The organism is Flagellimonas olearia (assembly GCF_004150225.1).
GTDB classification, from domain to species: domain Bacteria; phylum Bacteroidota; class Bacteroidia; order Flavobacteriales; family Flavobacteriaceae; genus Flagellimonas; species Flagellimonas olearia.
Genome location: NZ_ML142914.1, coordinates 108188 through 123016, shown reverse-complemented (window position 1 = coordinate 123016; position 14829 = coordinate 108188). Strand labels below are relative to the sequence as shown.

Here is a 14829-nt window from a genome sequence, read left to right as displayed (position 1 = left end):
TGTGGGAGCATTGTCCCAATTTACTTTCACACATTAGGATAAATTGAAAAGATTCCCCTGCTCCCTAGGGGCAACAGGGGAATGGCCAACTCAAATAAAAATGTATGTATGATCATATGAATTCGGGGGTTTGTACCGCTTTTATCTTGTTATATACTCCTAAAACGATTGCGAAATTGGATTCCCTTACGCGGTGGACAAAAAATTAGGGTTTGTTGTTAAAGAGATTACTTTACAAATTTCACTCCTATTAGATTGATTGGATTTAGACCCATCAATGAAAAAAGAATTTAATGAAAGTTCTGATTTCTCCATTTTCCAAATGTTCGATGATAAAACAGCCTGAGTTGGATATAACGTGTCACTCCCTATCATTTTACTATGGTAACTTTTTTGAGTTCCCTTAAACATAATTTCAAATGACCAATATCATTATCATCTATATCACTATCCAGAGCAAGTTTTAAATCGGATTGTAGAGAAATAAGGGCTTTCATAAAAAGTCCCTTGGTCATTTCAGAATATCCAAAGTTGGCCAGAGTTGTGGATTGCTCCATTTCTTCTTGGGCCACCTTGACCATTAAAGTGATAAATTCTTTTTGAAGGGCCAGACTCCTACGGTCTCTTGTATCGGTCAACCGAAATAGTGTAGACTGAAACTTCATTAAAAATTGTTCGATTATACCCTCATAGCCCAAGGCTTCTTCCATCCATTCCAAACGTTTCAATCGATGTGGATCGAACAATTTTTGGACAAGTTTTTGTTGATAACCCAACAATTCATCTGGATGGGTTGAAAATCGGAGGTCAACCAGAAAATTGGGATTGGCCAACCAATCTGGGGGAGTGATTGCCTGCTGCATAAAAAAATACAGTGCTTCTTCTTGATCAGTCCTATCAATGGGCCTATAAATTGCACCTTGTTGTCCTATTGATTTGTACTGAATGGAGTAGCCACCAATCAGACTTAGGACATGCTGCATTTCGGCATACCATAGTTCCAGAGCATCATAATAACTGTTCTTCAGAATAGAACGGTCTAAACTCTCCTTGCGGTACATCCTGTCGAGGATTTCCATCACACGTTCCAAATTCTTGAGACCCAAACGAGTACTTTCGATGGGGTTGTCATTGTCCATTACGTTGTTTGCGGTTGCAGGCCCGATCTTTTCATATTGATTGAGATTATATCGGTACCACGGCACGCTGTCCTGTTGTAGCACCAAGGCTTCCAATGTTGGAAGTTCATCTTTGGGCATTTCCACATCCTGAATCTCCTGGTATCCCCATTGGATTTGATAATGATCCATTGGGCCTACTTTTTGGATAAGCAATGACGGTGGTATTCTATCCTCTGGCTGCACAACATAATTATGGCGTGCATAACCCATGATACTTGGAGTATGCCCCATTTCCTTTAACCAATGGCTATCTCTCATCTTCTCAAAAGGATAGGCATATTCCCCATAGTTTGCATCCTTCATCCCAAAGGCATGTCCTGCTTCGTGTGCTGTTACATATTGAATCAACTCTCCCATTAAATCATCAGGAAATGGATATACTTGTGCTCTCGGGTCCATAGGACTGCACCTTACAAAATATCTATCCGAAAGATCCTCAATGGAACCTATGATTATATCAGCTTTTAATATCTCCCCTGTCCGGAAATCGATTATTTTAGATACTGTGGAACTGGAATGTCTCTCCTTTCTCACACTATCTTCGGCTTCCCATCGGATTACGGACCGGGCCATGGCATTCTCGGGGAACAGGGAATCCTTTGGACCAAATTCCCTTACCTCCAAAGCATTCTTGAACCCAGCGGATTCGAAGGCTGGTTGCCATTCCATAATTCCTGCACGGATATAGGGTTTCCATTTTTCGGGCGTGGACGGATCTAAATAGAAAACGATTGACCTTAACGGTTCACTTAGTTTTAGATCCTTGTTCTTTTTTTCCAAGTGCCAACGCATAATACTGGCTACAGCGGGCTTTGGCCTATGGTTCAGTACATCCAATATATCTTCACTAAAAAAACCCATGCGATGATCAAATAATCTAGGTCTAATGGGTTTGGGAAGTACATAAAAACTAAAATCCACATCAGAGCTTATGTCTTTCCCTTTTTGTATTACGGTACTTTTGGTACCGATGACCACTTCATTCTCTAGGTTACATACCCCTTCAATATAAGACCTTTTCCTATCTACGGATTTAGGAAGATTTCTTTGCCAAGATATTGGGGCCTGAAGGATAAAATCCGTCAAATCCACTTGAACGAAACTTGAATCCTGACCACTGGGGAGGATTGGAAACCGTCCCAAAATTGGCGACGTCCCATTGACACCTTGTGGTATTTCAACTCCGGCAAGAGAATTTACTGGTGGAGCTTCCAACACCAGATGACCTCCAACCTTTGACCATTGTACTTGATACTGCCCTCCCTGCAATCCATGACGGACAAAAAGCATAGGTTGTTCAAATACCCGTTCGTTCAAGGTCATTATAAATCGTCCCCCTTCCAGATGACCCCTAAATTTGGAATCCGTCTGTCCCATAATGGGACAGACAATCAACCAAACAATTACAGAGAATAGAACCTTACAAGTATATCTTTTCGTAGGGAACAATTTCCTATTACCTAAGAACAATCTGCTTGTGTTCATTTCAATATCCTTCATTCTGGGGCTCAAGGTTTGGATTGAGCAACAACTCGGATTCCGGAAGTGGTAATTTTGCATCAGTGCCCTGCCAATTGGATTTAACCGGGGTCAGGACACCATCGATTCTTCCGCTACGCTTTAGGTCAAAAAAACGATGTCCAAGTTCCGTAAAGAATTCTATCCTCCGTTCCCTATGTATGGCATCTAACAAACTGACTTGGTCCATGGATGGGGTCATTGGAAGACCTGCCCTCTCCCGAAGGATGTTAAGATGGTCCAAGGCTAATTCTATATCCCCTAATTGGGCCGCAGCTTCAGCTGCTATCAAATGGAGTTCTGCCAAACGAATGATGATGGAACTCTCCTCTGTGGTCGCCGTATTGGTGTTCACTTTATACTTATAGGGATAATACCATGTATCCGAACCTTCTGAAACAGACCCGACCCAATTTGTCAAGCGGGCATCCCCTGTCTCAAAACTATTCACCAAATAATTGCTCATGGCCGAATACGGTGGTGGTCCATCAGTAAAAACAAAAGTAAATGCCTCCTCGGTATTTACACCATTGATCCCAGAATCCAACTGCCATAGAGTTTCTGGACTGTTTATTAAAAAAACCTGCCCTAAATCCGTATTCATTTGGTATCCTCCATTCTCAATGACATCATGTGCCTCCTCCAAGGCCAAGGACCATTCGCCTTGATACAGATAAACCCTTGTCAAAAGTGCTGAGGCCACCCAACGGTTTGGGCGGAAATTTGTCCCAGAACCCGTTGGCATTAATTCTTTGGCATGCATCAAATCATCAATAATCTTTTGATATATCAAGGTAGTTTCCATACGTCCTATGGTACTGTTGACCCTATAATCCGTACTTTGCACATAGGGAATTTCCCCGAACAAATTGGTCAGGTAAAAATGGATGAACGCCCGCAAGAAATAAGCCTCACCCAAAAAATGTTCCCTATCATCAGACGTCAGGGTTGTGGATGCACCTACACCTTCCAAAATACTGTTTGATGCGTGAATAAGGGTATATCCTGAATTCCAAAAACCCTGCACATATCCATCCGTGGGAAGTACATTGTTCTCTTCATAGATTTGAATGGATTGGAAACTGGGGTTGTACAGATTAAGCTCATCCGTATAGTGACCCAACAGATAACTTAGGCCAGAAGTCGTTCCATTGGTAAAGGAATTATGCCGCAATTCACTGTAAATATATGCAAAGGCCGCATCAACCGTTGAGGCTTCTTCAAAAACCACTGAGCCTGTCAACTGATCAGTGGGCTGATCAACCTCCGTAAATCCTTCACAAGCACTTAATATGAAAACTAAGATGTAGGATGGGCGAAAGACCTTATTCTTAATTGTATGTAGTATTCCGATAAATGATTTCATCTTATTTTTTTTTAAAATTTTAATTGGGTTCCCACACTTATCATTCGTAATACAGGTGGGCTAGAGGTTGATTGGGTCTCGGGATCTAACCCCTTATAATTTGTCCATGTCCAAAGGTTCTGGCCCCGAAGAAATAGTTCACAGCCAAATCCATGGCTATTCCGATGGGCCACCTCGTAAGAAATGGAAAGGGTCTTCAGTCGGAGGTATGAGGCATCTGATACAGAGGCATCGCTATTGGAGTACAGTGAATGTGTCCTTCTTGCATCGGAATCACGCCCTGAAGAGAACCGCTGAACCAAGGATTGGTCCCCTTCCGATTGCCAGCGTTGCAACACTACCAAGGGTTGATTGGCCATTCCTCCTGGTATTCCACTGGAATACCAGTAGTTGTAACCTTCCTGTTTGGAGAACTGGAACAATGCATCAAATTGGAATTTTTTATAGGAAAGTTGATTGGCAAACCCTCCATAAAACCTTGGTCCAACATCTTTGATGATCTGCCTATCATCCGGGGATGAAATATTTCCGTCCCCATTGAAGTCTTCAAATTCATAAAGTCCGGTATCGGGATTTACCCCATTGAACTGATAAAGCTTAACTATGTTCAAGGGTTCGCCTACTACCAATTGATTTGCGTAGGTGGAACCTTCCAAATCAGGGAAAGCTACCAACTTGTTTCTGGGAATGGTAAGATTAAAGGATGTTGACCAACGTAGATGCTGGCTATTAAGATTCACCGTATTGAGAGACAATTCCCAACCCGTATTTTCGACGGTGGCATCCAAATTCGCCTGTATGGAACCAAAACCCGTTGTGCCAGGCAAAGGAATTCCTACCAATTGGTTGGATGATCTGTTTTTATAATAGCTACCATCAAAGACAATGCGGTCGTTAAAGAACCCCAGATCCAATCCTATTTCAAACTTCTTGTTGGACTCCCAGCCAAAATCTGGATTGAACAAACGGGTCGGATATAGTCCTACCAAATTGAGGTATTGGGTACTGCCATAGGAATAGGTATCCAGATACTGATAATCCCCGATTTGATCGTTACCTGATGTCCCATAACTGGCCCTTAATTTTCCAAAGCTCAAGAATGGTACTCCTTGGGATATAAACTTTTCGTTGGAAAATACCCAGGCGGCGCCAAGTGCACCAAAGTTTGCATACCTTTTGTTCGGTCCAAATCTACTGGATCCATCTCTCCTGCCCGTTGCATTGAGGATGTATTTACTCTGATGGTTGATGTTGATTCTACCAAACATGGCATGGTAACGATAGACCTGCTCCGTGTCTTGGATAGGAATGATGTTTGAAGCGGCGGCCAAGTTTTTTATCAAGCTGTTGTTTGTAAACCCTTGTCCATTCTGTGAAAGCCTGTCATCCTTTTGTTCTTGAAAGGTCAACCCTGCCAACACTTCCAATCGCGTATTCCCAAAGTCATGCCCAAAATGCAGTTGAGGCTCCACGATCCATGAAGTGCGTTGGGATACGTTATGGATGGCACTGGAATATTCCGGACCCACCCCGTATGCTGGGTCATATATCGTAGAAGGAGTTGTTTTTAACTCCTTGACATGACTTTCCGTGTAGCCTAGATTAGTGGTCAAGCTTAGGTCATCAAAAAGGTTGTACCTAAGATTCATATTACTGATAAGATTGGTCGAATGGGATTCGTATAACCCTTCCAAATGCCTTAAGGGATTGCTCCAAGTGGAATTCTCCCAATTGAGCGACCCGTCGTCATTGAGCAGTTCCGGTGCATTCGGGGGTAGACCTAATGCGGTTGCGGCCAATCCAGTCGCCGGAAGGTTGTTTGTGTTAGCCGTATATCCTGTGGAGAATTGAAGGCCAAACCTATCGTCCTTGGAAGCATGGTTGAGATTGGCCAAAACGGAAATCTTATCATTGGCATAGTCCCCATAGTAAACATTGCTCTGTCTGTGATAATTTCCACTTATTAAAAACTGAGTCTGCTGGCTTCCTCCAGACATAGAACCTTGGACATTGGTCAAATATGATGTCTTTCCGAACAATACTTTTTGCCAATTGGTATATCTGTTTTCATCCCAGGTTCCATTGATATCGTAGGCATTGGACGGCAACGGGTCTATCCCATCATTGACATAGGCCTCCCTGCGCATGGCCAGATAGCTGGGTGTGTCCAAAACATCCAAAGTATTGGACACCTTTCCAAAGCCTGTCTGTATATTGAGTTCCACCATTGTTTTGCCCACTTTGCCTTTTTTCGTGGTGATCAAAACCACTCCATTGGCTCCTCTGGAACCATAGATGGCTGTGGCATCGGCATCTTTCAATATCTCTATACTTTCAATATCTGAAGGGTTCAAGTTGTTTAGGGGACTTATGGCTCCACCGGTAATGACGGTCGCAGAGGATTGCTGCTCCCCAAGGCTCGATGAGGAAAAAGGGACGCCATCGACGATATAAAGAGGTTCATTGGCACCGGGACGTATACTGTTCCTTCCCCGGATCTGAATATTGAACCTTGATCCTGTGACTCCAGAGGTTTGTACGATTTCTACCCCTGCGGCTCTCCCCTGTAGGCCTGCCAAGGGATTTGAAATGGGCTGTTTTTCAATATCTACGGAAGATACTTTCTCTATACTTCCGGTACGTTCCTTCTCAGATACGGTATAATACCCGGCATTGAGCACCACCTCATCCAATTCACTTACAGCTTCTTTCAGTTGAACATTGATCGTTGCCAGTTGCCCTACAGTTGTTTCCTCGGTAGCATAACCAACACTGGTAAAGACCAGAACATGGTCGGGGCTGGGTATGGTGATGGAGTAGTTGCCGTCGAAATCCGTTGCCGTGCCCAAGGTTGTTCCTTTTACCATTACGGTGACCCCGGGTATTGGGGTGCCATTTTCATCGGTGACGATTCCGGTGACCTGTTGTTGTTCGCTCTTTTTCCGTTCCTTGATCAGGATGGTGTTGTTCTTGGTCACAACTATGTTCAGGTTGGCCGTGGACAGGCTTTTGTTGATGAGCTTGTCCATCCGGATGCTGCCTTTTTTCAACTCAACTTTGGGAAGGTCCTGAAAAAGGTCTGCTTTGTAAATGAACATATAGTCCTTGGTCTGGGACTTGATGATCCGAAAGACCTCGTCCACAGACACGGTCTTGTCGGTATCGATCATGATCCGCTGGGACATGCTTTCTTTGGGGGTCAGGCCAAAGGTGGCAACACAAAATAAGAGTATTAGCGTTCGCATGATACATTTCAGTGCCCCTTCTATATGGACATAAAGGGGAACTCTTTTATTAATTTCCATAAATTTGCGTGTTATTGGTTGGTAAATAATCTGATTAATGACGTTTTAAGGGGGGTATGGTTCGCACTTGTCAGGTAAAGGCCATATTCCTCCTTTTTCTTTTTCTGGGTCTGAGAGTTAGTTTTTCTTTTACATATCGTTTTTGGTTTAATTGGACATTGGGTCAAGTTGTTTTTTAAAAATGGGACATTTCATATAGTTTTATTTCAGTACAATGGTCTTTTTATCGATTTCATAGGTCCGTATGGTGCCTGTTTCCATTAGGGCTGTGAGGATTTCCTCGATCTCATATTTTTTATTTATGGATCCGCTGTATTCCACTTGTTTCAAGTTAGCATCTTCAAAGACTACCTGCATGTCGTACCACCGCTCCAGGACTTTCATGATCTCTTCAAGGGTGGCATGGTCGAAACTGAACACCCCTTCCTTCCAGGACACCACATCAAAGATGTTCACTTCAGATAGGGATGCCGTCTTGTTTTGGGTATTGTACCGGAGTTGTTGATTGGGCCTTAAGTTTTCCCTGCCTGCCGGCGAGGCAGGGGTGTTCCCTTCGTAGGTCAGGGATACCTTTCCCTCGACCAAAGTGGTATAGATAACAGGTTCGTCCCTGTATGCCTTGATGTTGAACTCGGTGCCGAGTACCTCCACGGTTTGTTGTGGATGGTCAACTTGGAACCGGGATCCGTTGTGCTCCGTACTGGGAGAGACCTCAAGATAGGCTTCTCCATAGATGAGTTCAATGGTCCGGGTCTTTCCATCGACAAAAGCGACGGGATATTTCAGCTGCGATTCTGCATTGAGCCATACCTTGGTCCCGTCGGAGAGCTCGACAAAGAACTGCCCACCCCGGGGAATCGTCAGTGTGTGGGTTGCGGGTTTCGGATTGCGGGTTGCGGGGTCGTCCCCCGACGAGGCCTGGGATGACGTATAGGTAATCGCCTCGCCGTTACTGGTGGCATGGTCGGACCGGAACGAGGTTCCTTCTTCCAAAACGACCGTGGATCCGTCCTCCATGGTGAGGGTGGCTTTGTCCGACCCTGGTACGATGGCATTGTCCACAATGACCGGTTCGATCTGTATGTCTTCGGATTTCTTGGATCGGTCCAGCATAAAATATCCTGCGAGGAGCATTCCCGTAGCGACCAATACTGCTGCATATCGTAAATAGGGGCTTGTCCTGAAACGATGGGCCAATGATCTTGACCTTCGGATCCTGGTCAAGAGCTGCTCGACTTCGTGTTCGGTATCGGGGTCGTTCATAGTGTAATTGATGAGATAGTTCGTGTTTACGTACTGCTGAAAGCGTGCCTTCCCTTCCGGGGCATCGATCCATTTTTCCAGGATATCCATTTCCTCAGCCGTTGCACAATGGCTCAGGTATTTGACAAGGATGCTTTCTATTTGAGGGTCCATAATCCCTGGGTTCTTTATTTATATAACTGGGCAAAAAAGTGAACTACGGGCTTTTTTAATGTTTTTTTTTACATTTAGTTAAATTTTAATTGATGTCGAGGTAACTTGAGATTAAGTTTTTTCGCTAATTATGGATTATTCCCAAATGGACAATGTAGTATTGATAGGCCAGCTCCAACAGGGCTCGGAGGCGGCCTATGCGCATTTGGTCCGGGAATACCACCATGCGCTTTTCAGCTATGCCGTTTCCCTTTGCGGGGATGGTCCCTCGGCTCAGGACATTGTCCAGAATGTGTTTTTCAAGACTTGGGAAAAGCGGAAAAAACTCAAACCTCATCTATCGATCAAGAGTTTTTTGCTTAAACTGACCTATAATGAGTTCATCAATTTTTACCATAGGTCAAAGGCCACTTCAAAACTGGAAATGGCCTATAGGGATGCCCTTGAGCAGGTGGTCGAGGATAGTGATTCCGAACTTTTACGGAAAAAAATGGCGATAGTGACGGAGGCCATTGCCCAATTGCCCCCTAAATGCAGGGAGACCTTCCTGCTCAGTAAAAAGGAGGGGCTGACCAATCTGGAGATAGCGGAATACCTCAACATTTCCCTTAGGACCGTGGAATGGCACCTTGCCAAGGCCTATGACAAGCTCCGGAAAGAGGTGGGCGATAAACTCAGGTCTTTTCTTTTTCTTTTGTTTCCGATTGAAAAAAAAATACTTGAAGGATAATTAGTTTGAATATTGCTTTATTTGTGTAACTGCTCAGAACTAAAATAATAGAACTTTGGATTTCTGTTTATGATTAAAAAGGGAATCAAGGAACACAAGGTCACGTTGACGCCAGAGGACATCCAAATCATCAGGGACGTTCATGATATGATCATCAACAATCTGGACAAAGACCTTCCCACCTTGCAGGATCTTGCCCGTCAGAAGGGTACCAACGAGTACAAACTGAAATATGGCTTCAAACAAATCTATGGTACGACCATTTTTAGATTTCTGATCAGGGAACGTCTTCGAATGGCAAGGACCCTGATCCAGCACAGCTCCTTAACGATAAAGCAAATCATCCAAATGACCGGCTTTAAGAGCAAGACCCATTTTTCAAGGGCATTCAAGGACAAATATGGAATGTCCCCTACGGATTTAAGGTTGTAAAATCCTTAAAATCATATATTTACTCCGTTTCAGATAACAAATACTCCCTTAGAGATACATCAGACTACCGAACTTTGTCATATCAAATCAAAGGATATGTCACACAAAGGAATCTACTCCAAACTTATTACCCTGTTCAGCCTTTTGCTGACCATTCTATTCATGTATACAGCGGTAAGTAAACTGAACCATTTGGATCTCTTTCAATGGCGCCTGGAACGGATGCCTTATATTTCATCCTATGCCTCTTTGATCTCATGGGCCGTGCCCTTTTTGGAGCTGGTGATCGCAGGCCTATTGTGGTTTCCTAAATACCGAACCATGTCACTTTATGCCAGCTTAATCTTATTGGGCTCATTCACCACCTATATCATTGTAGTGTTAAAGTACAGTGAGTCCATCCCCTGTTCCTGTGGCGGGGTCATTTCAGCCTTGAGGTGGAAGGACCATGTAATATTGAATATCTCCTTTATGGTGCTTTCCCTATTGGGAATCCTTTGGTCAAAGAAACAAAACAACATCCAAATAAATCAAAATACTGTGCAGTAGGGGAAGCCGAAAACCTAGAAAAGAGTAGGCATTAACTTTTATACTAAGTATTATGAAATCTAATTTTTTAAAACTTGTTTTACCGGCCTTCGCCATTCTGTTGGCGGTTGGCCTAGCCTTTGCCACAGAGGAAAGCAATCTTCCTTATGTGGGCTATATCGCAACCCAATCCGGGTATGCTGAAATTCAAACAGATTGTCCCAATCTTAGTGGGGGGTACTGTTATGATGGACTTAATCAGGTGTTCAATGACAGTGGGTTGACAGACCCTAAGCGTACATGGGATTAAACACCATAATACGTTTGTCAAGATGAGGCTGTCCTTTTGGACAGCCTCATTATTTTATGAAAAGCCATTCCAAAATCAACTAATTGCACTTCCCGATGCAACACCACATGTCGACACAAATGATCTTCTGTACTATAGGCCTGGCCACAAATCATTATTTCAAAGTGGCGCCAAAAAGCTTGGTTGACCCGTTAAGGTTGCCATATCCTTCCTGATAAAAAAAGCCGCCCAGAAATTGCTTTCCAGACGACTTGATCACTAATTCAAAAAAAATGATCTACTATAAAAAAAGAAAGGTCATTTTGGTTCCACTTGAAGTACCTTCTCCAGCTTGGCAAGGCATAGGGCCCAATGACCTTTCTGTTCCAGATGCCTTTCCTGCCGCAACTTTTCATCCATCTGTTTTTTTAATTGTATGAGTTGTCCCATCATCATGCCTTTGGCATAATCGGTTTGCGCAAATACCTCAAGATTGCGTTTCACATCTGTACTTTCTTCCAAAACAATCTTTACCAACCAATCGATATAGGCTGCCTGCAACCCTTGTTTTCTGGGTTCCACAAACCCACCCTTCCCATTCAATTCACTAAAAAGTCCCCTTTGCAGTTGTACAAAATAGGCATTCATAACCCCTTCGAAGCCTTGGATGGTCTCCATATATTGCAAACGTTTCATGAGTTTCGGTTTCAACATCTCCTGTACCAATAACTGTTGGTATGTAAATAACTCGTCGGGAAAAGTCGTAAACCGTGAATAGGTACTGAACGTTGGTCGGGCCAACCACTCTGGGGGAGCAACAACCTGATCGACCAAAAAATCCATGGCCTCCCGCTGGGTTTCCAAGGGAATGGGATCATACATTTTTCCGGGTTGATCCATCGATTTATAGAATACCTCATATCCACCTACAAGTGAAAAGACATGCCTCATGGTGAAATACCAAAGTTCAATGGCCTCCCTATGGATACGTTCCATACGTGCATTGTCCTTTTGGCCCTGGTTCAGTTTAGGCAAGAGCGCCATGGCCCGCTCCAGATTTTTCATGGCCAATTTGGCTCCTTTGACAGGATCATCCGTTTCGACGACTTCATCCGTTGCGGTCGGACCGATGAATTCACCCTGATCGTTCGTATAGCGATACCAAGGAATGGTATCCTGCAATCTGATGAAGCGTTCCAGACTATCGTTCTTTTTTTCAGCCGACCAACCCTCAGGAAACTCCTGATACCCCCATCGGATATAGTATTTATCAGTGGGGCCCACTTTTTGCATTAAAAGGGAAGGGGGAATGCTATCTTCGGGCTGTGCCATATTGTTATGGCGCGTATAATTCATGATACTCGGGGTATGGCCCATTGTCCGAAGCCATTGTGCATCACCCATTTTATCAACGGGGTACCGATATTCCCCATAGCTATTGTCAGTAATCCCAAAAGCATGACCTGTTTCATGGGCCACCAAGGATTGTATCAATTCCCCCATGAGTTCATCGGGAAAGGGATAGGTTTGGGCACGCTCATCCAAGGCCGAGCATCGGATAAAGTATGCATCCATCAGATGTTCATAGGAAGAACCCAACAGAATATCGGATTTTATGATCTCTCCCGACCTTTGGTCCACCACCAAGGTCACGGTCGAACCGCTTCTTTTTTCCCCGAACTCCCTGATATTCCCATTCCTGAACCATCGAACTACTGAAGTTCCCAGACAATGGCTCGACCACTCATCCAAGGAATCGACCTCATGCACAACGATGGCATCTTTAAAACCTGCCGACTCGAATGCGGGCAGCCATTCCAAGATACCGGCTTTGACATAAGGCCTCCATTGCTTCGGGATGTCAGGGGACATGATAAAGGTGATGGGGCGGATGGGAACACTGGTCTGCCTATCCTTATATTTTTTTTCCAAACGCCAACGGACAATGCTTCCCATATCATTTTTGGTACGATCGCGGTGGTTGGGCATACCCTCGATCAAAAAACTCATTCGATAATCAAACCGTCTGGGATCCATGGGACTTGACAGCTTCATAAGGCTATAATAAACCGGCTGTATGATTTTGACGTTTTTCTTTTGTTGGCCCAGGTGTACCTTGACCACTACCTCATCCCCCATCACCTTGGTGCCGACAACTCCGGTCAATTTTGGTACATTGGGTGCATTGGATAGCGTTTCCCATCCCAGGGATCCATCAAATAGGATATCGGTGATATTGATACGGAACCTAGCTTCGTTTTCTTCCATGATATCAAAAACACCCAATATGTTCGATTCCACATCCGGATCATTTCCCACAGGCAACCAAATACCTGTCTCGGACCAAATCCTAGGTTCCTCCAAATAAATCTGGTTGCCATATTTCCTGAACACCACCTGTTTGGTTTCATATCTATGTAATCGACCGATCCTGGTAAGAAGCATGGGTTGCCCCATGTAGGATTTGGAGAGGTCCATAAAAAGCTGACCTTCCACTAGGGATGGGTTCAAAAAAGTCTGTGTTGTTGATGGGACTTCCCTAAACTCGGTCCCTCCAATCGGATTTTGGGCCATTCCAAAAAAGGGAACAGTCAAGAACAGCCCCATCCATAAAAAATATTTCATTGTTTTTCGGTTTTTAAGGACAGGCACTCCCCTACCACAGTACTGAACATTTCCAGACTTGTTTCCAGAGAGTGCCCATCCGATCAATATCCTTGGTTCTGTGGCAATAGATTGGGATTGGCCTCCAATTCGATCTCAGGTATCGGAAAAAGTACATCTGAATCCTCCCAATCCGGTTTGAACATTCCCAAAATCGCTGTGGCCCTACCCGTTCGCCTAAGATCGAACCAACGATGTCCCTGTTCGGTGAACAATTCCACCCTCCGTTCGGCAAGAATAGCTTCCAAAAGTTCACTTTCCGAATTGGCCGTGGTATTGGCAAGCCCTGCCCTATTTCGAATCATATTAAGGTCTTCACGGGCACCGATCAAATTTCCTAGACGTGTCCTTGCTTCTGATCGGATCAGATATTGTTCCGCCAATCTAAAATGGATGGAATATTCAAGGGACTCGGTAACATCAAACCGTGCCTTGTACTTGTATGGATAATACAGCGTGATGGTCTGCTCTTCATTGGAGATGCTATCGATCCATGCCGACCTTCGACCATCACCATCCTCAAAAGCGGAAAGGAGCCCATCGGTCAAGGCAAAAGACTGGCCAGGTACAAATGGGATGATCAATTGGCTGGCCTCTTGGGTATTCCCAGGAAATTCACCATGCTGCAATTGCCAAATCGTTTCCATTGATTCCTTTAGGAACACCGTTCCCAGTTCATCCTCCAAACCAAAGTTGCCAATGACATCGGTTGCCTCGGCCTCGGCCAAGTCCCATTGGTCCGTATAGAGGTATACCCTTGCCAACAAAGCCTTGGCCACATTTCGGTCCGGAACCAACCGTTCTTCATTGTCGATGGTACTGCTTTCCATAAGTCCCACAGCCCGCACCAGATCTGAAATGATCCTTTCATAAACCAAGTCCTCGGACATCCGTGAGACTTGATTGTTAAAGGCATAGTCTGTGGTTGTGATATAGGGAACATCCCCAAAAACGGATACCAAAAGACTGTGCATGAAGGCGCGGACAAAAAGTGCCTGTCCCATAAACCTGTCTTGCTCACTCTCTTCCAAATCGGTGGCCCCTTCAATCCCTTCGACAATGGCATTGGCCCCGTAAATGACCTTATAGGCTTCACTCCACCAAGTCAAAACCTCGGTATTGGGTGGCAGCACCCGGTTCTGGTAGAATTCCAACAATTGGGGATTGAAGCCATAGTAGTCCAGTTCATCACTGTATATGGCCAATCTAGTGGTAAACCCATAGTTGCCGGAGACCATTCCAGATTCCCGCATGGTAAAATACAGGTCGGCCATGGCGGATTCCACCGTAGATGGATCATTGAACACGGTCTCGGAGACCATGATGTTCTTTGGAGGGTCGACTTCCACAAATGCCGTACAGCCCATAATTCCTATTAAGGGTATTATCGATAGACACCT

10 protein-coding genes are annotated in these 14829 nt (G+C 44.4%); 4 read left to right on the top strand and 6 right to left on the bottom strand.

Features of this window, described 5'->3' with window-relative positions; all coding sequences use genetic code 11:
- Positions 1–371: 371 nt before the first annotated feature.
- From DN53_RS16135 to DN53_RS16120, 4 genes are all read right to left on the bottom strand, one after another.
- Positions 372–2558, bottom strand: a complete 2187-nt coding sequence (locus DN53_RS16135) for a zinc-dependent metalloprotease (protein WP_165357473.1) — start codon at positions 2556–2558, stop codon at positions 372–374.
- A gap of 109 nt (positions 2559–2667) precedes the next feature.
- Entirely contained in the window at positions 2668–4065 is a 1398-nt protein-coding gene (locus DN53_RS16130; protein ID WP_129655955.1) for a RagB/SusD family nutrient uptake outer membrane protein, read from the bottom strand.
- Positions 4066–4076: 11 nt separating this feature from the next.
- Positions 4077–7310, bottom strand: coding sequence for a SusC/RagA family TonB-linked outer membrane protein (locus tag DN53_RS16125; protein ID WP_242502201.1), 3234 nt, complete (start codon positions 7308–7310; stop codon positions 4077–4079).
- 261 nt (positions 7311–7571) lie between these two features.
- A complete protein-coding gene (locus DN53_RS16120) occupies positions 7572–8786 on the bottom strand; it encodes a FecR family protein (protein WP_129655951.1) in 1215 nt (404 codons plus the stop codon).
- 130 nt (positions 8787–8916) lie between these two features.
- Between DN53_RS16120 and DN53_RS16115 the strand changes: the two genes are divergently transcribed.
- The 4 genes from DN53_RS16115 (at position 8917) to DN53_RS16100 (ending at position 10786) form a co-directional block, all read left to right on the top strand.
- A complete protein-coding gene (locus DN53_RS16115) occupies positions 8917–9516 on the top strand; it encodes an RNA polymerase sigma factor (RefSeq protein ID WP_129655949.1) in 600 nt (199 codons plus the stop codon).
- Positions 9517–9585: 69 nt separating this feature from the next.
- Positions 9586–9948, top strand: coding sequence for a helix-turn-helix transcriptional regulator (locus DN53_RS16110; protein WP_129655947.1), 363 nt, complete (start codon positions 9586–9588; stop codon positions 9946–9948).
- A 96-nt stretch (positions 9949–10044) separates the two neighbouring features.
- Entirely contained in the window at positions 10045–10497 is a 453-nt protein-coding gene (locus DN53_RS16105; protein WP_129655945.1) for a MauE/DoxX family redox-associated membrane protein, read from the top strand.
- A gap of 52 nt (positions 10498–10549) precedes the next feature.
- On the top strand, positions 10550–10786 hold the full coding sequence (locus DN53_RS16100) for a DUF6520 family protein (RefSeq protein ID WP_129655943.1): 237 nt from the start codon (positions 10550–10552) through the stop codon (positions 10784–10786).
- Between the two features lie 297 nt (positions 10787–11083).
- Here the strand turns inward: DN53_RS16100 and DN53_RS16095 are convergent, their stop codons facing one another.
- Together DN53_RS16095 and DN53_RS16090 are read right to left on the bottom strand one after the other, a co-directional pair.
- Positions 11084–13390 (bottom strand): zinc-dependent metalloprotease, encoded by a 2307-nt coding sequence (locus tag DN53_RS16095; protein ID WP_129655941.1) that lies wholly within the window; start codon positions 13388–13390, stop codon positions 11084–11086.
- 83 nt (positions 13391–13473) lie between these two features.
- A complete protein-coding gene (locus tag DN53_RS16090; protein ID WP_165357471.1) occupies positions 13474–14796 on the bottom strand; it encodes a RagB/SusD family nutrient uptake outer membrane protein in 1323 nt (440 codons plus the stop codon).
- Positions 14797–14829 lie beyond the last annotated feature (33 nt).